The following is a 17,482-nucleotide window of genomic DNA, read 5'->3' on the forward strand; positions in this document are numbered from 1 at the left end:
AGCTAAAATTTGGTGGCCCCTGCTGGACTTGAACCAGCGACCAAGCGATTATGAGTCGCCTGCTCTAACCACTGAGCTAAGGGGCCGTGGCGGTGAATTATAAAGTAACTCCCCTCAGCAATCCAGCCATTCACACCTGCCTGCTGTTTTTATAAACAACGCATAATCAATCCCTTATACTTCTCTTAAGATGCATAGACAGGAGTAGAGATGATCAACGATATTCTGGCCCCTGGCCTGCGGGTGGTGTTCTGCGGTATTAATCCGGGCAAGTCATCGGCGCACACCGGTTTTCACTTTGCTCATCCGGGAAATCGCTTCTGGAAGGTGATCCACCAGGCCGGATTTACCGACAAACAGCTTAAGCCGGAAGAAGAGCAGCAGCTGCTGGATACGCGCTGTGGCATCACCATGCTGGTCGAGCGACCCACGGTGCAGGCGAGCGAAGTGAATCTGCATGAGCTGCGCGCTGGCGGGCGTGAGCTGATCGCGAAAATTGAAGACTATCAGCCCGCGGCGCTGGCGATCCTCGGCAAGCAGGCCTACGAGCAGGCGTTCAGCCAGCGCGGTGTGAAGTGGGGTAAGCAGGACATTACCATTGGCGTAACGCAGGTTTGGGTGTTGCCGAACCCCAGCGGGCTGAACAGGGCGACGCTGGACAAGCTGGTGGAGGCGTATCGGGAACTTGATGAGGCGCTTGTGGTGAGGGGGCTTTAGCTCCTCTGCGGCCTGATGCCCTCACCCTGACCCTCTCCCACAGGGAGAGGGAATAAACAAAAAAAGCTCCCGATTGGGAGCTTTTTCATTTCAGGACCGATTAATCGTCCAGGAAGCTACGCAGCACTTCAGAGCGGCTCGGATGGCGCAGCTTACGCAGCGCCTTCGCTTCGATCTGACGGATACGTTCGCGGGTCACGTCAAACTGTTTACCCACTTCTTCCAGCGTGTGGTCGGTGTTCATATCGATACCGAAACGCATACGCAGCACTTTCGCTTCACGGGCGGTCAGGCCAGCCAGCACGTCGTGCGTAGCGGCACGCAGGCTCTCGGTGGTGGCAGAGTCCAGCGGCAGCTCGAGGGTGGTATCCTCGATGAAATCACCCAGATGCGAATCTTCATCATCACCGATTGGCGTTTCCATGGAGATTGGCTCTTTAGCGATTTTCAGCACTTTACGGATCTTGTCTTCCGGCATCAGCATGCGTTCAGCCAGCTCTTCCGGCGTCGGCTCGCGGCCCATCTCCTGCAACATCTGGCGAGAGATACGGTTGAGTTTGTTGATGGTCTCAATCATATGCACCGGAATACGGATGGTGCGCGCCTGGTCTGCGATAGAGCGGGTGATCGCCTGACGGATCCACCAGGTAGCATAGGTGGAGAACTTGTAACCACGACGGTATTCAAACTTATCTACCGCTTTCATCAGACCGATGTTGCCTTCCTGAATCAGATCCAGGAATTGCAGGCCACGGTTGGTGTATTTCTTGGCGATAGAGATAACCAGACGTAAGTTCGCTTCAACCATCTCTTTCTTCGCACGGCGGGCTTTCGCTTCACCGATGGACATACGACGGTTGATGTCTTTCACCTGCTCGATGGTCAGGCCGGTCTCTTCTTCAATCTGATGCAGTTTTTGCAGGCCGCGCTGTACGTCTTCTTTCACGTCGTGCAGCTTTTCAGACCACGGCTTGTTCATCGCGATAGCGGCGTTGAACCAGGTTTCGCTGGTTTCGTTGCCGGTGAAGAGGGTGATGAAGTTCTTCTTCGGCATTTTGCACTGTTCAACGCACAGCTTCATGATGATACGTTCCTGGGTACGTACGCGATCCATCATCACGCGCATGCTGTTCACCAGGTAGTCGAACTGTTTTGGCACCAGGCGGAACTGTTTGAACACTTCAGACAGCTTCAGGATCTCTTCCTGAGCGGCGGCATGGCTGCGGCCTTTCGCTTTGATGGTGTCACGCGTCACTTCGTACTGGGTACGCAGCTCGGCAAATTTCTCACGCGCCAGTTCAGGGTCGATGCTGTTGTCGTCATCGCTGCTGTCGTCGTCTTCTTCTTCATCTTCGTCTTCGTCGTCATCCATCTCTTCCTGAGACAGCTCAGAACCGACGTGAGTGGCGGTTGGCGCCATATCTTCTTCAGCGTTCGGGTCGACAAAGCCAGTGATCAGATCGGACAGACGCGCTTCTTCTGCTTCAACGCGATCGTACTGCTCCAGCAGATAGGTGATCGCTTCCGGGTATTCGGCAACAGAGCACTGAACCTGGTTGATCCCGTCTTCGATGCGTTTTGCGATGTCAATTTCGCCTTCGCGGGTCAACAGTTCAACGGTACCCATTTCGCGCATGTACATGCGGACCGGGTCAGTGGTACGCCCGATTTCAGATTCCACGCTGGACAGGACCTGTGCAGCAGCTTCTTCCGCATCTTCGTCAGTGTTGTTGGAGGTTTCAGCCAGCAACAGATCATCGGCATCCGGTGCTTCTTCCATCACCTGAATGCCCATGTCATTGATCATTTGGATGATATCTTCGATCTGATCTGAATCGACGATATCTTCCGGCAGATGGTCATTGACCTCGGCATAGGTCAGATAGCCTTGCTCCTTACCGCGTTGGACAAGAAGTTTCAGCTGTGACTGCGGGTTTTGCTCCATAAGACGGTATCCACACTTAATTCGTTTGATTGGTGTCGGCGATGGGCTGCCAACCTTTAAAGCGAGGGCGTACTTATATTTTTGCCGCTGCCTCTCAGTGCGGCTGCCGGGGGCTTCCCGATCGATATTCGGCACTTAAGCCGTTAAATTTTTTATTTCTTCGCCAGTTCCTGGTTAATCATCCAGAGCTCCCGGCGTTCTTCGCTGCTTAGGCCATGGGTGCGCTCGCGAGCTATCAACTCTTCCTGGCGCAACTCAAGCATCGAATCAAACATATGGTTGAGTGAGTCGGTGAACGTTTTTTCTGCGATATCCTTATCTGCTATATCGTCCCACATCGACAGTTTTTCAAGGGTAGCGGCCTCTTTTGTGCCGCGATAATGCTCTAAAAGTTGTCCGGTGGTCAGACCTGGCTGAGACAAACAAGTGTTGACCAATTCTGAAAATAAGCCAAGCCCGGGCAATTTTTCGTGGTTCAAACCCGCCAGCGACGGCACTTGCGGAGCAAGTTCGGGGTTTTGCACCAGCAACCCTATCAGTATACGCATGGTTGTGCGTTTTAGCTGAGGCGCGGGGCGTACCGTGCCGTTTTCAGCCTGTTTCGGCATTAAACGTTCAAGCTGGCTGTCATCCAGAATGCCGAGCTTGTTGCCTAACTCCTGACGCAGATAGATGCGCAGCGTTTCGCCGGGCACCTGGCTGATTAACGGCAGCGCCAGCGTGCTGAGCTGCGCGCGCCCGTCAGGGGTACTCAAATCAACCTGCGGCATCAGGCTGTTAAACAGAAACGTGGAGAGCGGCTGAGCCTGCTCCATCCGCGCTTCAAACGCCGCTTTGCCCTCTTTACGCACCAGCGTATCCGGGTCTTCACCGTCGGGCAGGAACATAAAGCGTAACTGACGCCCGTCGGTCATATACGGCAACGCGGTTTCCAGCGCTCGCCAGGCGGCGTCGCGTCCTGCGCGGTCACCGTCGTAACAGCAAATCACGTTGTTGGTGACGCGGAACAGCAGCTGGATATGGTCCGCCGTGGTGGACGTTCCCAGCGACGCAACGGCATAGTTAATGTCGTACTGCGCCAGCGCAACAACATCCATATAGCCTTCGACGACCAGAAGACGCGGAGGTTCCGCATTATCCTGCTGTGCCTCATAAAGACCGTAAAGCTGGCGGCCCTTATGGAAAATATCGGTTTCCGGGGAGTTAAGGTATTTCGGCAGGGCATCACCCAGCACGCGACCACCAAAACCTATCACCCGGCCACGCTTGTCGCGGATCGGGAACATCACCCGTTCACGGAAGCGGTCGTAGCTTCGTCCCTGGTCGTTGGTGACCAGCATGCCTGCGTCGATGAGGGATTTACGATCTTCGCTATTGCCGCCAAAACGCTTTAACACGTTGTCCCAGCCGGGCGGGGCGTAACCAATAGCGAAACGCGCAATCACATCGTCACTCAGTCCGCGCTTGTTCAGATACTGACGCGCAGGCTCAGCCGCAGAGTGCTTAAGAGACTGTTGGTAAAACGAATTCAGGCCATCCATCAGTTGGTACAGCGTTTGCCGCTGATGGCGCTCGATCTGACTTGGCCCACTGCCCGCTTCATACGGCACTTCAAGGTTATGCATCGCCGCCAGCTCTTCGACGGTTTCAACGAACTCGAGCTTGTCGTAGTTCATCAAAAAATCGACGGCATTACCGTGTGCGCCACAGCCGAAGCAATGGTAGAACTGCTTTTCACCGTTTACGGTGAAAGAGGGGGTTTTTTCGTTATGGAACGGACAGCACGCATGGTAGTTCTTGCCCTGCTTTTTTAGCTTCACCCGCGCGTCGATGAGATCGACGATGTCGGTTCTGGCAAGCAGGTCATTGATGAAAACGCGTGGGATTCTTCCGGCCATATGCCCCAAAAATTTAAGCGACTTATAAACGAAAACAAGCCGCGCATTCCTTCCGGAAGCACGGCCTTACGACTACAACTCTGTCTGTCAATTGAGGGCTGTGGCCCTCAACAGATTAGTACAGACGAGTACGGCGTGCGTTTTCGCGAGCCAGTTTCTTCGCGTGACGTTTCACAGCGGAAGCTTTAGCGCGCTTACGTTCGGTCGTTGGTTTTTCATAAAACTCACGACGACGAACTTCAGCCAGAACACCTGCTTTCTCGCATGAACGTTTGAAGCGACGCAGTGCTACGTCGAACGGCTCGTTTTCACGTACTTTAATTACCGGCATGTAACTCTCACCTTTAATAAATTCGGTTTGCCGCTGGCATCAACGCCAGCTTATTTCAAAATGGTGCGGAATTTTACTGCAAATGCTGCTGCTTTGTAAAGCACCGATGCGATTTTGAAAGGGACTTTAATAAGGGTGAGGAGTATACACGAGGCTTCTTCCTGGGGCGAACAAAGTTTTACAACAATCCGCCCAGGCTCTACACTGCGCGGTATTGAAACGAGGTAAAACAAGTCATGCGTGTACTGGGTATTGAAACATCCTGCGATGAAACCGGCATCGCGATTTACGACGACGAAAAAGGGCTTCTGGCCAACCAACTGTATAGTCAGGTGAAATTGCACGCTGACTACGGCGGCGTCGTGCCTGAACTGGCCTCTCGTGACCACGTGCGTAAAACGGTTCCCCTGATCCAGGCGGCGCTGAAAGAGGCCGGGTTGAGTGCAAAAGATATTGATGCCGTGGCCTATACCGCAGGACCGGGCCTGGTCGGCGCGCTGCTAGTCGGCGCAACGGTAGGGCGTTCACTGGCCTTCGCGTGGGATGTTCCGGCCATTCCGGTTCACCATATGGAAGGGCACCTTCTGGCGCCGATGCTGGAAGACAATCCGCCAGCGTTCCCGTTTGTGGCGCTGCTGGTTTCCGGTGGTCATACCCAACTGATCAGCGTAACGGGTATTGGCAAGTATGAGCTGCTGGGCGAGTCAATTGACGATGCAGCCGGTGAAGCCTTCGACAAAACCGCCAAGCTGCTGGGGCTGGATTACCCGGGCGGCCCGATGCTCTCGAAAATGGCCGCACAGGGCACGGAAGGGCGCTTTGTCTTCCCACGGCCGATGACTGATCGTCCGGGGCTGGATTTCAGCTTCTCCGGTTTGAAAACCTTCGCGGCGAACACCATCCGCAATAACGACGACAGAGAGCAGACGCGTGCCGACATCGCTCGTGCGTTCGAAGATGCGGTGGTGGATACGCTGATGATCAAGTGCAAACGCGCGCTGGATCAGACCGGCTTTAAGCGCCTGGTGATGGCAGGCGGCGTGAGCGCCAACCGTACGCTGCGCGCGAAGCTTGCAGAGATGATGCAAAAGCGTCGTGGGGAAGTGTTCTACGCGCGTCCTGAATTTTGTACCGATAACGGGGCGATGATCGCCTACGCCGGGATGGTGCGCCTGAACGCTGGCGCAACGGCTGACCTGAGCGTGTCCGTGCGTCCGCGCTGGCCGCTGGCGGAGCTGCCGGAGGCGTGAGTTTTTTTGCCCGGTGGCGCTGCGCTTACCGGGCCTACAAAACCGTAGGCCGGGTCAGGCGAAGCCGCCACCCGGCAATAACCCGCACTACACCCGCAGCATCCCTTTCTCTTCCAGAAACGCAATGATCGTTCCCAGACCGTCTCCCGCTTTCAGGTTGGTAAAGGTCCACGGACGCTCGCCGCGCATGCGATTAGTGTCGCGTTCCATTACCTCCAGCGACGCCCCCACGTACGGCGCGAGGTCGGTTTTATTGATCACCAGAAAATCGGATTTGGTGATCCCCGGCCCGCCCTTGCGCGGGATTTTTTCCCCTTCGGCCACGTCGATGACGTAGATGGTGAGGTCCGCCAGCTCCGGGCTGAAGGTCGCGCTCAGGTTATCCCCGCCGCTTTCGACGAAGATCAGATCCAGATTGCCGAACTTCTCGCTGAGTGCTTCCACCGCCGCCAGGTTCATTGAGGCATCTTCGCGGATGGCGGTGTGCGGACAGCCGCCCGTTTCCACGCCCACGATGCGCTCTGGCTCCAGCGCACCCGCCTCGGTCAGGATGCGCTGATCCTCTTTGGTGTAGATATCGTTAGTCACCACCGCCAGGTGATAGGTATCGCGCATCGCCTTGCAGAGCGCTTCCAGCAGGGCGGTTTTGCCCGACCCTACCGGGCCGCCCACGCCAACGCGCAGGGGATGTTTGTAATCAGCCATATTGACTCCTCAGGAACGGAATAGTCGTGAATATTGGGTTTCGTGGCGCGCGGAGGCGATGGCGGACAGCGGCGTAGCGGCCCCCAGCGCGTCGTCGCCACGTAAAAATGCCTGTTCAAACCCGGCGGCAAAATGGTCGCTCAGGTCGATAATCAGCTGTTGTGCGGCCTGCTGCCCAAACGGCACCAGCTTGACGCCCGCCATCACCGCGCTCTCAATCCAGCTGTAGCCCAGGCTCAGCGCCAGCTCGCGCGCGCTAATGCCCCAGCGCACGCCGAGCCACGCCATACCGCAGAGCTGGCTCTGCGTCAACAGCGGCAACCATTCTGGCGGGCAGGCGGGTTCCCAGCTTTTAATCAGGCGCGTAAAGGCCGCGCCACGGTTGCGTTCTTCATCGCGCAGCTCGCGCGTTTCCCGGCAGGCGAGCAGGTATGCCGTCCAGCGTTTTGCTGTCGCGACGTCCTGCTTCTCGCAGGCACGATAAAGGCGGATAAACAGCGGCAGGTCGACGCAGAAAAAGCTCTGCTCCATCTGCTGGATCTGCCAGCGCCTGAAGGCCTCAGCGTCCGTGACCCACCCGGCCTCAACGGCCCACTCCAGCCCCTGCGACCAGGTAAACGATCCGACCGGCAGGCTACTGCTGGAGAGCTGCATCAGGCGCAGCCGCTGGCGGGCGTGCTCCATCAGCTCATCAGCGCCAGCAGGGCAGAGACGATCAGCCCGCCGCCGAAGGTTTTACGCAGGCCGTCGTGACGGCGCAGCAGCAAGCCTGCGGCGAAACTGGCGCACAGCACCGTGGCGCTGGCTAACATAAACCCGCTGGTGAAGAGCCAGAAGCTGTGGCCGGACATCTCCACGCCGTGCGCCCAGCCGTGGAACATCGCCAGGGCTGGCACCGCCAGCAGCAGGCGATTTTCAGTCTTGAACATCATTACGCCGCAGACCGCCAGCGAGGCGATAATCAGCATTTCCATGCCGCTAAAACCGCCGAGCAGGCTGCCCGCAACGGCGCCAGCAAGCATCATGCCGAGCGTTGCTAACGGCAGCAGCAGCTTGCGGCCGCTCAGGGCGGACAGCACGCCAGCCCCCGTCAGCATCAGCAGGTGATCCAGCCCGGTCAGCGGATGGAGAAATCCGGCCTGGAAGCTGTCGGTCCCGTGGCCCGGATGGGCAAGCGCCGGAACGGAAAAGGCCAGCAGAAACAGTGGTAAATACTTGCGCATGATGAGTCCTTAATGTGAATGAGCGTGGGAGTGGCCATGGCTGTGGGCATCGCTGGTGTAAGCCCCCGCTTCCGGTTCAAACGGCAGGCTGGCGAAGGTCACCTCCAGCCCGAACTGACGCAGCATGTCGTCAAGAACGTGGTCGTGGTGGTAGCGCAGCTCGCCGGGCATAATTTGCAGCGGCACGTGACGGTTGCCCAGGTGGTAACAGGCGCGGGCGAGCAGGAACGGATCGGCGCAGCGCACCACGGAAACCGACTCCGGGGCCGCGATCACTTCGATCACCTCGCTGCCGTCGTCGGTGGTCAGCAGATCGCCGCCGCGCAGCAGCAAACCGCGCGGCAGCATCAGCCCGGCTTCGCGACCGTCGTTCAGGGCCACGCGGGCGCGGCTTTTCACCCGCACGTCAATCGGCAGCGTGACGCTGGCGGTAGTCGGGTGTGCGTGGTCCAGGCGTTGGGTCAGATAAATCATCATCACTCCTCAAAACAGGAAATAGCGTTGTGCCATCGGCAGAACGTCAGCCGGTTCGCTGGTAATCAGTTCGCCGTCGACGCGCACCTCGTAGGTTTGCGAGTCGACGGTGATGTTCGGTTGCAGAGCGTTGTGGATCATGTCCGCCTTTTTCACCGTCCGGCAGCCTTTCACCACCGCCGTGGCGCTCTGCAAGTTGAGCTGCTGCGGGATGCCGTTCGCACTGGCGGCCTGCGAGACAAACGTCAGCCGCGTGGCGTGGCGCGCGGCGCCCAGCGATCCAAACATCGGGCGGTAATGCACCGGCTGCGGCGTGGGGATCGAGGCGTTGATATCGCCCATCGGTGCGCAGGCGATCATCCCACCTTTGACGATGGTGGCGGGCTTGACGCCGAAGAACGCCGGGGACCAGACCACCAGGTCCGCCAGCTTGCCCGCCTCAATCGAGCCCACTTCATGGGCGATGCCGTGGGTCAGCGCCGGGTTAATGGTGTATTTGGCGACATAGCGCTTCACCCGGAAGTTGTCGTTATCGCCGGTCTCTTCCGGCAGCGCGCCGCGCTGAACCTTCATGCGGTGCGCGACCTGCCAGGTGCGGATAATCACTTCCCCCACGCGGCCCATTGCCTGTGAATCTGACGAGGTGAGTGAGAACGCGCCGATATCGTGCAGCACGTCTTCGGCGGCGATGGTCTCCCGGCGAATGCGGGATTCGGCAAACGCCACGTCCTCGGCGATATCCGGGTCGAGGTGATGGCAAACCATCAGCATGTCCAGGTGCTCGTCGATGGTGTTGACCGTGTAGGGCAGCGTCGGGTTGGTGGAGGAGGGCAGAATATTCGGGTGCGCGCAGGCGGTGATGATATCTGGCGCATGGCCGCCGCCCGCCCCTTCGGTGTGGAAGGTGTGGATGGTGCGCCCGGCGATGGCGGCCAGCGTATCTTCGACAAAACCGGACTCGTTCAGCGTGTCGCTGTGCAGCGCCACCTGGATATCCATCTCTTCAGCGACCTCCAGCGAGCAGTTGATGGCCGCAGGCGTCGCACCCCAGTCTTCGTGGATCTTAAGCCCGATGGCACCTGCCGCGATCTGCTCGCGCAGCGCGTCCGGGTTGGAGCCGTTCCCTTTACCCAACAGGCCAATATTCACCGGCAGCGTATCGGCAGCCTGCAACATGCGGGCGATATACCATGGCCCCGGCGTGCAGGTGGTGGCGTTTGTACCTGCCACGGGCCCGGTGCCGCCGCCGATCATGGTGGTGACGCCAGAGACCAGCGCCTCTTCCGCTTGCTGCGGACAGATCCAGTGGATATGGGTGTCGATCCCGCCAGCGGTGACAATCTTGCCTTCGGCGGCGATCACTTCCGTTGCTGCGCCAATCGGGATCGTCACGCCGGGCTGAATGTCCGGGTTTCCGGCTTTGCCGACGGCGAAGATCCGCCCATTTTTTACGCCGATATCCGCTTTCACGATCCCCCAGTGATCGACGATCAGCGCGTTGGTGAGCACCAGATCCACGCAGTCGTCGGCGGTCATCTGCCCCTGTCCCATGCCGTCGCGGATCACTTTTCCGCCGCCGAATTTAACCTCTTCTCCGTAGATCGTGAGATCGTCTTCTACTTCGATCCACAGTTCGCTGTCGGCCAGCCGCACTTTATCCCCGGTCGTGGGGCCGAACATATCGGCATACGCCTGGCGTGAAATCTCAGCCATGTTTCACCTCGCCCATGATCTCGCCGCGAAAACCGAAAATGCGCTGTGCGCCCGTCACCTGCACCAGCGTCACTTCCCGCTTCTGGCCGGGCTCGAAGCGCACAGCGGTGCCCGCCGGGATGTTCAGCCGGTAGCCTCGGGTGGCCTCGCGATCGAACTTCAGCGCCGGGTTGACCTCGTAAAAGTGATAGTGCGATCCCACCTGGATCGGCCTGTCGCCGTGGTTTTCCACTATCACACTTCGGGTTTCGCGCCCGACGTTGAGAGCAATGTTGCCGGACTGGATCCGGTATTCACCTGGGATCATCACGCGCTCCTTACACGATCGGGTTGTGGACGGTGACGAGCTTGGATCCGTCCGGGAAGGTGGCTTCCACCTGAATATCCGGGATCATCTCCGGTACGCCCTCCATCACCTGATCGCGCGTCAGGACGTGGCGGCCGGCTTCCATCAGCGAGGCGACGGCTTCGCCATCGCGCGCGCCTTCCATAATAAAGGCGCTGATCAGCGCGACCGATTCCGGATAGTTGAGCTTTACCCCGCGCGCGAGGCGGCGTTCGGCAACCAGCGCGGCGGTGAACAGCAACAGCTTGTCTTTTTCTCTGGGAGTCAGTTCCATAGCGTTTCTCTTTATGTCTGCCAGATGCGCGGCGAACAGGCGGTTTTGGGGGTTAAAAGCGGGCGAAGCGACTGCCAGATATCGCGCATCACCCGCTGACAAATCAGGTTGTCGTGCGAGAGAAAACGCACCGACAGCAGATCGTCGGTGAGCGTCGCCCCGCCAAAGTTTTCCAGCGGGGCGAGCCGCTCGCGCACCGTGTCGAGATGTGCTTCCCGGGCCGGATAGAACAGCAGCGTGCCGACCCACGGATGGTCCGCGACGGGCGTCAGATCGCCACCGCTGAGATGCAGTCGCTCAATCAGACGCGGCTCGCCATCCACCCACACCTCAAGGCGGCTCTCCAGCGTGCCTTGGCTGAAGGTTTCGTTTATCACCGGACGGCCCAGACAGTACAGCTCCCACGCCAGCAGCGTGCTGGTGGCGTGCAGGTGAAAGACGGAACGCAGCGCGGCGTTAGCGCCGGGGAAAATAATGGTGTCCTGCGGCAGCCACTCCAGCGTGGCCTCTTCGTCGAGGTAAAAATGCTGACTGAGGCAGGCCAGCGGGCCGCTGCTGCGATAGAACTTGCTGGCGCCGGGCATGGTGATGAGGGCATGGCTTTTGGCGTCGAGCCGCACGGAAATATCCAGCGTATCCCCGCCCACAATTCCACCTGGCGGGTGCAGCAGGTAAAGGTGGCAGGTTTCCCCTTCGGGATAAAACGGACGCTGAACGGTAAGTGGCCCGGTGTGACGCGCGGAATGGAGGAGGGTTTTCTCAGGGGTATGACAAAACTGGAGGGCAAGCGAGGCCTGCCAGCCTTTGTATGAATTATCAGTGACCTGAGTTGCTAACATGGTGCTTCCACTTCCGCACTATCGGGATACGTTTCAGTATGCCCTGGCGGAAATGAAGGCTGTCATATGAGTCGCTTATGGATAAAAAAACCGGCTCATGTGAGCCGGTTTCAGTAATGTAGGCCGGGTAAGCGCAGCGCCACCCGGCAAGAAAGGCTAGCGATAATCCTCTGCATCCACATCATACCCCGACGGCTCCCAGCGGATCGCCAGCAGCGAGGCCAGGCCGATAAACGGCGCCAGCGCAATCACCCAGAACACGGCGGTATCCAGCGAGGCGACCAGCAGCGGGAACAGAAACAGTGATAGCGTTGAACTGCTGCGCATCAGCGTCTGGTTAAGCCCCACACCCACACCGCGCAGCGAGGTCGGGTAGCTCAGAGAGGCAAACGTCATGGTGTGCGCACCCGGACCAAAACCCTGGCCAAACAGGAACAGCGCCAGCATCGCGACGGCGACCACGCCTTCCGTGGCCCCGTCAGGGCGGCCAATCAGCGCCAGGCCGAGCAGCGCCGCCAGCTGGCACGCATAACCCGCCAGTGACATCCGCCATGCGCCGAAGCGCGGAACATAGCGCACCGCCAGCAGCCCGCCGACAAACGCGAACAGCAGATTAAGCGCCAGCGAGATCAGAATGGTGGTCAGCATCGACTGCACAAAGAAGCTGGAGATGATCACCGGCAGGCCAAAGGCTACGGCGTTATAGGCGAACGAGGAGACGACTGACAGCAGCGTGGCGAGCGTGGTACGCCGCAGATAGATACCGCGGAACAGGTTCAGGTAGTTCGACCATTTTGCCTTGTTCACAACAGGCGCGGGCTGGTCGAGCGCATCCTGCGGTACGTGGGCATTAATGTTGTAAGACTGCCGCAGGATAGACGCCGCCTCCTTCAGATTGCCCTGATTCGCCGCCCAGACCGGGGATTCGCTCATATAGCGGCTACGGATGGCGATAATCACCAGCGCGGGCACCGCGCCAAAGCCAAGGATCAGACGCCAGAGCCAGTCGCTGTGGCTTTCCGGCAGTACGGCGTAAAAGAAGAGCACCAGAAGATAAGAGATGCTGATGGCAGCATACCAGGTGGGACACCACATCGCGACGCTGGAGGCTTTATTCCCCGGGCCTTTCAGTCTGGCGAACTCGCTGAGAAACGCCATCGCGACGGGAAGGTCGATCCCAACGCCAAGACCCATCACAAAGCGCGCGCCCGCCAGCACATATTCGTTCGGGGCCAGCGCACAGGCGATAGCGGCAACGACAAAGAATACCATATCGGCCATAAAGACGCGGTAGCGCCCGATTTTATCCGTAAGATAGCCGCCGAGCAGCGCCCCGACAATCGCGCCAAACGTAATGGCTGAAGCCACCATGCCGGTACCGGCGGGCGTCAGGTTAAATTCGCGGGTGATGTCTTTGATGCCGAATGCCAGCGCGCCGAGATCGTAGGCATCGAGAAAAATTCCCCCGAGCGCGATACCGACCACGATGCGGGCATTGGCCCGGCCCTGAGAGCCGTCATTAACGAGACGTGAAACGTCCGATGCGCTGCGTACCCACCTGATGTCGCCATCCGGGGTGTTTGCTGCCGCTGGAAGGGGAGTTGAATCTGTGATTTCTGCCATTTTCTTTTTGTGTGGTTGTGTTGTGTCTCTAACAGTTACCACAGGCAGAAGGTGACAAAAATCACATTTGGTTATAAGGCATAACGAACGGTTTACTGAGCGTCTTTCTTTTTACGTCTGAGCTTCGTCCAGATCTTCGTTTCCTGACGACGCCACAGGCGTTGAATGTTGTCGTGATGGCGCAACAGGATCAGACACGAGAGCATCGACACCGGGAAGGTAAACTGCGGTTTAAACCACCAGACATAGAACGGGGCGATCAGTGCGCTGACGATGGCGCCCAGCGACGAATAACCGCTCAGCAGGATGGTCAGCAGCCAGGTGCCCGCCATCACGCCGGTGAGATCCCAGCCGATCGGCGCAATTGCGCCAAACGCAGTGGCCACGCCTTTACCGCCTTTAAAACCAAAGAAAACAGGCCAGATGTGGCCGACGCAGGCGGCGATGGCTATCAGCCCCAGCCAGAAGGGTGTGACGCCGAGCGCATACGCGCCCCATACGGGAAGCATTCCTTTCAGAACGTCAAAAATCAAAACCGCTACGGCTGCTCCCTTGCCGCCAATTCGTAGTACATTGGTCGCCCCCGGATTCCCGGAACCACTTTCACGCGGGTCAGGCAACCCGGCGATGCGGCAGACCAGAATGGCGCTGGAGATTGAGCCGCAAAGGTAGGCGAGGATAATCATTCCAGGCGCGATTGCACTCATAACGCTGTTCCGTTTTGAAAATGTATCTGTATTCTCAGCATCTGTGGATAATACGCATAATTCGCCGGAAGTGGTATCCGGTTTAGCCAAAAAGCAGGCAGGTCGTGATGGATATTGTATTTATAGAGCAACTTTCGGTAATCACCACAATTGGTGTTTACGACTGGGAACAGACCATCGAGCAGAAACTGGTGTTCGATATCGAAATGGGCTGGGATAACCGCAAGTCAGCGAAAAGCGATGATGTGAATGATTGTCTGAGCTACGCCGACATCAGTGAAACGGTCATCGGCCATGTGGAAGGGCAACGATTTGCGCTGGTAGAACGCGTGGCGGAAGAGGTGGCAGACCTGCTGCTGAGCAAATTTAACTCCCCGTGGGTGCGCATTAAGCTAAGCAAGCCGGGCGCGGTGGCGCGCGCCGCCAACGTGGGCGTGATTATCGAGCGTGGCACAAATCTGAAAGGAAAGATTTAACGTCATAATAGCTAAACCATTTTAGGTTATATCGGTCTTAGAGCTGTATGTTTCACGGTAGCCGTTGTGGCAACCGTTTTTTTATATCTTTTTAGGGGTTTATAGATGAGCGATATGCACTCGCTGCTGGTGGCGGCAATACTGGGTGTGGTCGAAGGATTGACGGAGTTTTTGCCGGTGTCCAGTACGGGCCATATGATTATCGTTGGCCATCTGTTGGGCTTTGAAGGCGATACCGCAAAGACGTTTGAGGTGGTGATTCAGCTGGGCTCTATCCTGGCGGTGGTTGTGATGTTCTGGCGTCGTCTGTTTGGTCTGATCGGCATCCACTTCGGGCGTTTGCCGCAGCGTGAAGGAGAGGGCAAGGGGCGTCTGACACTGATTCATATTCTGCTCGGGATGATCCCGGCAGTGGTGCTGGGGCTGGTGTTCCACGACACCATTAAATCGCTCTTCAACCCGATTAACGTGATGTACGCGCTGGTTGTCGGCGGCTTCCTGCTGATTGCCGCCGAAGTGCTGAAGCCAAAAACCCCGCGTGCGGAAGGTCTGGACGATATGACGTATCGTCAGGCGTTTATGATTGGCTGCTTCCAGTGTCTGGCGCTGTGGCCGGGCTTCTCCCGTTCAGGGGCAACCATTTCCGGCGGGATGCTGATGGGCGTGAGCCGTTACGCGGCGTCTGAGTTCTCGTTCCTGCTGGCGGTGCCGATGATGATGGGCGCCACCGCGCTGGATCTCTACAAAAGCATCGGCTTCCTGACCGTGGGTGACATTCCGATGTTCGCCGTGGGCTTTATCACCGCCTTCATTGTGGCGCTGATCGCCATCAAAACCTTCCTGCAACTGATTAAGCGTATTTCGTTTATTCCGTTCGCGATCTACCGCTTTATCGTCGCGGCTGCCGTGTACGTGGTCTTCTTCTGATGACCGACCGCCCTCAGTCTTTCGGCTGAGGGCAACGTTTTTCCTTCCACGCCGCAACCGCATCAATCCGCCGCTTCGTCAGCTCTTCGCGGATCTCCGGGCCTTTAAACCCTGCCTCCACCACCTCTTTCGTTGGCACCGCTTTCGCTACGTCCCACGCCTCACGCAGCAAACGGCCTTGCGGATAATCGGACGCTTCAAACCCGGTGCGGCCGCGCACGTCGGCTTCGCTGGTCAGCGCAATTTGCTCCACGCGCTGCGGCTTGCGCCAGGCGTCAATGTTATCGAACAGCCTGACGATGGTGGCGGGTTTCAGGATCGGGAAGGTGTGGATCAGGTCGTGGAACTCGGCGACCAGCTTTGCCAGATCGCGAATGTCATTCGGCACGCGCAGGCGCTGGCAAAGCCCTTCAACCAGCTTTACGCCAGCCGGACCGTGCCCGTGATGGCGTGGCCACAATTCCTTTGGCGTTAACCCTTTGCCGAGGTCATGGCAGAGAGTGGAAAAGCGCACGTCCACTTCAGGACTGAGCATAGCGGCCATGCTCAGCGTCATCAGGGTGTGAATGCCGGTATCAATTTCCGGGTGCCATTTCGCCGGGGCGGGCACGCCAAACAGCGCATCTATTTCCGGGAACAGCACTTTCAGCGCCCCGCAGTCGCGCAGAACCTGGAAAAAGATCTGCGGATTACGGGTAGTCAGGGCGTTTTCGGTCTCTTTCCAGACGCGTTCTGGCGTCAGGTGTTCCAGCTCGCCCGCGTCGGTCATGGCCGTCATCAGCGCCATCGTCTCGTCGGCGATGCGGAAGCTGAGATGGGCATAACGGGCGGCAAAACGCGCCACGCGCAGTACGCGTAACGGATCTTCAGAAAAGGCGGGGGAAATATGGCGTAAAAGACGGTCGCGCAGATCGTTCTGGCCGCCGTAGACGTCGATAATATGGCCGTTTTCGTCCTGCGCCAGGGCATTAATGGTGAGATCGCGGCGCAGTAAGTCCTGCTCCAGCGTCACATCCGGCGCGGCATAGCAGGTGAAGCCGGTATAACCGGAACCGGATTTCCGTTCGGTTCGCGCCAGGGCGTACTCTTCCCGGCTTTTCGGATGGAGGAACACAGGAAAATCGCGGCCTACCTGCTGGTAGCCCGCGTCAATCATCGCTTCGGGCGTGGCACCGACCACGACCCAGTCTTTATCTTTGACCGGCAGACCTAATAACGCATCACGTACCGCACCACCGACCAGATAACTCTTCACGCCAACACTCCCGTTTTCTCTTTTCGCAAGATGATACGTAAGTGTGGCAGAGAAGACGAGTTAGTTCATCCAGCGGTCTTTACGTTTACGGCTTGGGATAAGGTGAGGAAGCACCAGACCCAGCACCAGACCGACGCCCAGCACTCCGCCGCCATACATAAACCACTGCATGATGATGGTGCGTTGTTTGTCATCCAGCTGTAGATTCGCGGCGTTCACTTTCTTCTGCGCGACGATCAGCTCATTTTTCAGCTTCTGATTTTCATCTTTCAGACCGGCGATCACGCTGTCGCTTTGCGCCACTTTCTGCTGCATCTCTGCGGTGCGCTGGTTCCAGGTGCCGTCGATGTTGTTCAGCTTGTCAGTCAGGGTTTTCACCTGATTTTCCAGATCCGGCACGCGGGTGCGCAGGCTTGGCACCGTGCTCAGCTCTTTCAGCGGGATCCATGAGGTGCGGCCAGAGCTGTCACGAACCTGACCGTAATTGGTGTCTGCGTTAGTTTGCAGCAGGGTCACTTCCTCGCCGGCATTTACCGTACCCACGAGGCGATAATTGTCTCCAGGGCCGCTGCGTACCCAGGTATTCAGTTCATCAGAAACGTAACGTTTCTCTTCAGCGTGGACCGCGGTTGCGGCGCTAAAAGCGAGTAAAGTAAGTCCAATCAGGCGTAATTTAAGCATATCAGTCGTTATTTTCATAAAAAGTGGAACGATAGTAGTGGTATCAGTGTCGCTACGCAAAGGATTCATCATCAATCGGAATCATCTGTGTCATGATT

Annotated in this window: 19 protein-coding genes and 1 tRNA gene; 4 read left to right on the forward strand and 16 right to left on the reverse strand. The window is 57.9% G+C overall.

Annotated features, from left to right (window positions below; all coding sequences use genetic code 11):
- Nucleotides 1–10: 10 nt before the first annotated feature.
- Nucleotides 11–86, reverse strand: a tRNA-Ile gene (locus ACOTX1_RS20420).
- Nucleotides 87–210: 124 nt separating this feature from the next.
- Between ACOTX1_RS20420 and mug the strand changes: the two genes are divergently transcribed.
- Nucleotides 211–717 carry a G/U mismatch-specific DNA glycosylase gene (gene mug, locus ACOTX1_RS20425; protein WP_003862577.1) on the forward strand — a complete coding sequence of 169 codons (507 nt, stop codon included), beginning with the start codon at nt 211–213 and terminating at the stop codon, nt 715–717.
- 100 nt (nt 718–817) lie between these two features.
- Here the strand turns inward: mug and rpoD are convergent, their stop codons facing one another.
- The 3 genes from rpoD to rpsU all read right to left on the reverse strand — a co-directional run bounded on the left by rpoD (nt 818) and on the right by rpsU (nt 4,891).
- Entirely contained in the window at nt 818–2,662 is a 1,845-nt protein-coding gene (gene rpoD / locus ACOTX1_RS20430) for an RNA polymerase sigma factor RpoD (protein ID WP_006812010.1), read from the reverse strand.
- A 152-nt stretch (nt 2,663–2,814) separates the two neighbouring features.
- A complete protein-coding gene (dnaG, locus tag ACOTX1_RS20435) occupies nt 2,815–4,560 on the reverse strand; it encodes a DNA primase (RefSeq protein ID WP_003862574.1) in 1,746 nt (581 codons plus the stop codon).
- 115 nt (nt 4,561–4,675) lie between these two features.
- A complete protein-coding gene (gene rpsU / locus ACOTX1_RS20440) occupies nt 4,676–4,891 on the reverse strand; it encodes a 30S ribosomal protein S21 (protein ID WP_001144069.1) in 216 nt (71 codons plus the stop codon).
- A 236-nt stretch (nt 4,892–5,127) separates the two neighbouring features.
- Between rpsU and tsaD the strand changes: the two genes are divergently transcribed.
- Entirely contained in the window at nt 5,128–6,141 is a 1,014-nt protein-coding gene (tsaD, locus tag ACOTX1_RS20445) for a tRNA (adenosine(37)-N6)-threonylcarbamoyltransferase complex transferase subunit TsaD (RefSeq protein ID WP_023314876.1), read from the forward strand.
- An 87-nt stretch (nt 6,142–6,228) separates the two neighbouring features.
- Here the strand turns inward: tsaD and ureG are convergent, their stop codons facing one another.
- The 10 genes from ureG to plsY all read right to left on the reverse strand — a co-directional run bounded on the left by ureG (nt 6,229) and on the right by plsY (nt 14,045).
- Nucleotides 6,229–6,846: an urease accessory protein UreG gene (gene ureG / locus ACOTX1_RS20450; protein ID WP_022651876.1), complete on the reverse strand. Its 618-nt coding sequence runs from the start codon at nt 6,844–6,846 to the stop codon at nt 6,229–6,231.
- Nucleotides 6,847–6,855: 9 nt separating this feature from the next.
- The gene (locus tag ACOTX1_RS20455; RefSeq protein ID WP_023314875.1) at nt 6,856–7,530 is read right to left on the reverse strand and encodes an urease accessory protein UreF; all 675 of its coding nucleotides are present in this window, start codon (nt 7,528–7,530) and stop codon (nt 6,856–6,858) included.
- Nucleotides 7,530–8,069 carry a HupE/UreJ family protein gene (locus ACOTX1_RS20460; RefSeq protein WP_003862561.1) on the reverse strand — a complete coding sequence of 180 codons (540 nt, stop codon included), beginning with the start codon at nt 8,067–8,069 and terminating at the stop codon, nt 7,530–7,532. Before ACOTX1_RS20460 ends, ACOTX1_RS20455 begins: the two co-directional genes overlap by 1 nt.
- Before the next feature lie 9 nt (nt 8,070–8,078).
- Nucleotides 8,079–8,543 carry an urease accessory protein UreE gene (gene ureE / locus ACOTX1_RS20465; RefSeq protein ID WP_003862559.1) on the reverse strand — a complete coding sequence of 155 codons (465 nt, stop codon included), beginning with the start codon at nt 8,541–8,543 and terminating at the stop codon, nt 8,079–8,081.
- Nucleotides 8,544–8,552: 9 nt separating this feature from the next.
- Nucleotides 8,553–10,256, reverse strand: a complete 1,704-nt coding sequence (gene ureC, locus ACOTX1_RS20470; protein WP_032667313.1) for an urease subunit alpha — start codon at nt 10,254–10,256, stop codon at nt 8,553–8,555.
- Nucleotides 10,249–10,563 (reverse strand): urease subunit beta, encoded by a 315-nt coding sequence (locus ACOTX1_RS20475; protein WP_003862557.1) that lies wholly within the window; start codon nt 10,561–10,563, stop codon nt 10,249–10,251. The genes ureC and ACOTX1_RS20475 overlap by 8 nt, the downstream gene beginning before the upstream one ends.
- A gap of 10 nt (nt 10,564–10,573) precedes the next feature.
- Nucleotides 10,574–10,876 (reverse strand): urease subunit gamma, encoded by a 303-nt coding sequence (locus ACOTX1_RS20480; RefSeq protein ID WP_252055845.1) that lies wholly within the window; start codon nt 10,874–10,876, stop codon nt 10,574–10,576.
- Between the two features lie 11 nt (nt 10,877–10,887).
- Nucleotides 10,888–11,715: an urease accessory protein UreD gene (locus ACOTX1_RS20485; protein WP_003862554.1), complete on the reverse strand. Its 828-nt coding sequence runs from the start codon at nt 11,713–11,715 to the stop codon at nt 10,888–10,890.
- A gap of 156 nt (nt 11,716–11,871) precedes the next feature.
- A complete protein-coding gene (locus ACOTX1_RS20490; RefSeq protein ID WP_023314872.1) occupies nt 11,872–13,338 on the reverse strand; it encodes an MFS transporter in 1,467 nt (488 codons plus the stop codon).
- A gap of 92 nt (nt 13,339–13,430) precedes the next feature.
- On the reverse strand, nt 13,431–14,045 hold the full coding sequence (gene plsY, locus ACOTX1_RS20495; protein ID WP_003862548.1) for a glycerol-3-phosphate 1-O-acyltransferase PlsY: 615 nt from the start codon (nt 14,043–14,045) through the stop codon (nt 13,431–13,433).
- A gap of 107 nt (nt 14,046–14,152) precedes the next feature.
- Between plsY and folB the strand changes: the two genes are divergently transcribed.
- A complete protein-coding gene (gene folB / locus ACOTX1_RS20500; RefSeq protein WP_003862547.1) occupies nt 14,153–14,521 on the forward strand; it encodes a bifunctional dihydroneopterin aldolase/7,8-dihydroneopterin epimerase in 369 nt (122 codons plus the stop codon).
- A gap of 105 nt (nt 14,522–14,626) precedes the next feature.
- The gene (gene bacA / locus ACOTX1_RS20505) at nt 14,627–15,448 is read left to right on the forward strand and encodes an undecaprenyl-diphosphate phosphatase (RefSeq protein WP_003862545.1); all 822 of its coding nucleotides are present in this window, start codon (nt 14,627–14,629) and stop codon (nt 15,446–15,448) included.
- 13 nt (nt 15,449–15,461) lie between these two features.
- Here bacA and ACOTX1_RS20510 read toward each other — a convergent pair whose 3' ends face one another.
- Nucleotides 15,462–16,703: a multifunctional CCA addition/repair protein gene (locus ACOTX1_RS20510; RefSeq protein WP_003862543.1), complete on the reverse strand. Its 1,242-nt coding sequence runs from the start codon at nt 16,701–16,703 to the stop codon at nt 15,462–15,464.
- Nucleotides 16,704–16,763: 60 nt separating this feature from the next.
- Nucleotides 16,764–17,384, reverse strand: a complete 621-nt coding sequence (locus ACOTX1_RS20515) for a TIGR04211 family SH3 domain-containing protein (protein WP_001303390.1) — start codon at nt 17,382–17,384, stop codon at nt 16,764–16,766.
- Nucleotides 17,385–17,482: the final 98 nt, after the last annotated feature.

Origin of the sequence: Enterobacter cloacae complex sp. IR5401, from assembly GCF_049238425.1 — a bacterium.
GTDB lineage: Bacteria > Pseudomonadota > Gammaproteobacteria > Enterobacterales > Enterobacteriaceae > Enterobacter > Enterobacter hormaechei_C.

What these genes read in the sequence shown, in the direction of transcription:
- ureC (WP_032667313.1), bottom strand. Translation starts at nt 10,256, where the DNA reads ATGGCTGAGATTTCACGCCAGGCGTATGCCGATATGTTCGGCCCCACG.
- ACOTX1_RS20475 (WP_003862557.1), bottom strand. Translation starts at nt 10,563, where the DNA reads ATGATCCCAGGTGAATACCGGATCCAGTCCGGCAACATTGCTCTCAAC.
- ACOTX1_RS20515 (WP_001303390.1), bottom strand. Translation starts at nt 17,384, where the DNA reads ATGCTTAAATTACGCCTGATTGGACTTACTTTACTCGCTTTTAGCGCC.
- folB (WP_003862547.1), top strand. Translation starts at nt 14,153, where the DNA reads ATGGATATTGTATTTATAGAGCAACTTTCGGTAATCACCACAATTGGT.
- ACOTX1_RS20460 (WP_003862561.1), bottom strand. Translation starts at nt 8,069, where the DNA reads ATGCGCAAGTATTTACCACTGTTTCTGCTGGCCTTTTCCGTTCCGGCG.
- dnaG (WP_003862574.1), bottom strand. Translation starts at nt 4,560, where the DNA reads ATGGCCGGAAGAATCCCACGCGTTTTCATCAATGACCTGCTTGCCAGA.
- ACOTX1_RS20480 (WP_252055845.1), bottom strand. Translation starts at nt 10,876, where the DNA reads ATGGAACTGACTCCCAGAGAAAAAGACAAGCTGTTGCTGTTCACCGCC.
- tsaD (WP_023314876.1), top strand. Translation starts at nt 5,128, where the DNA reads ATGCGTGTACTGGGTATTGAAACATCCTGCGATGAAACCGGCATCGCG.
- ACOTX1_RS20485 (WP_003862554.1), bottom strand. Translation starts at nt 11,715, where the DNA reads ATGTTAGCAACTCAGGTCACTGATAATTCATACAAAGGCTGGCAGGCC.
- ACOTX1_RS20490 (WP_023314872.1), bottom strand. Translation starts at nt 13,338, where the DNA reads ATGGCAGAAATCACAGATTCAACTCCCCTTCCAGCGGCAGCAAACACC.
- ureG (WP_022651876.1), bottom strand. Translation starts at nt 6,846, where the DNA reads ATGGCTGATTACAAACATCCCCTGCGCGTTGGCGTGGGCGGCCCGGTA.
- mug (WP_003862577.1), top strand. Translation starts at nt 211, where the DNA reads ATGATCAACGATATTCTGGCCCCTGGCCTGCGGGTGGTGTTCTGCGGT.
- ACOTX1_RS20455 (WP_023314875.1), bottom strand. Translation starts at nt 7,530, where the DNA reads ATGGAGCACGCCCGCCAGCGGCTGCGCCTGATGCAGCTCTCCAGCAGT.
- bacA (WP_003862545.1), top strand. Translation starts at nt 14,627, where the DNA reads ATGAGCGATATGCACTCGCTGCTGGTGGCGGCAATACTGGGTGTGGTC.
- rpoD (WP_006812010.1), bottom strand. Translation starts at nt 2,662, where the DNA reads ATGGAGCAAAACCCGCAGTCACAGCTGAAACTTCTTGTCCAACGCGGT.
- ureE (WP_003862559.1), bottom strand. Translation starts at nt 8,543, where the DNA reads ATGATTTATCTGACCCAACGCCTGGACCACGCACACCCGACTACCGCC.
- plsY (WP_003862548.1), bottom strand. Translation starts at nt 14,045, where the DNA reads ATGAGTGCAATCGCGCCTGGAATGATTATCCTCGCCTACCTTTGCGGC.
- rpsU (WP_001144069.1), bottom strand. Translation starts at nt 4,891, where the DNA reads ATGCCGGTAATTAAAGTACGTGAAAACGAGCCGTTCGACGTAGCACTG.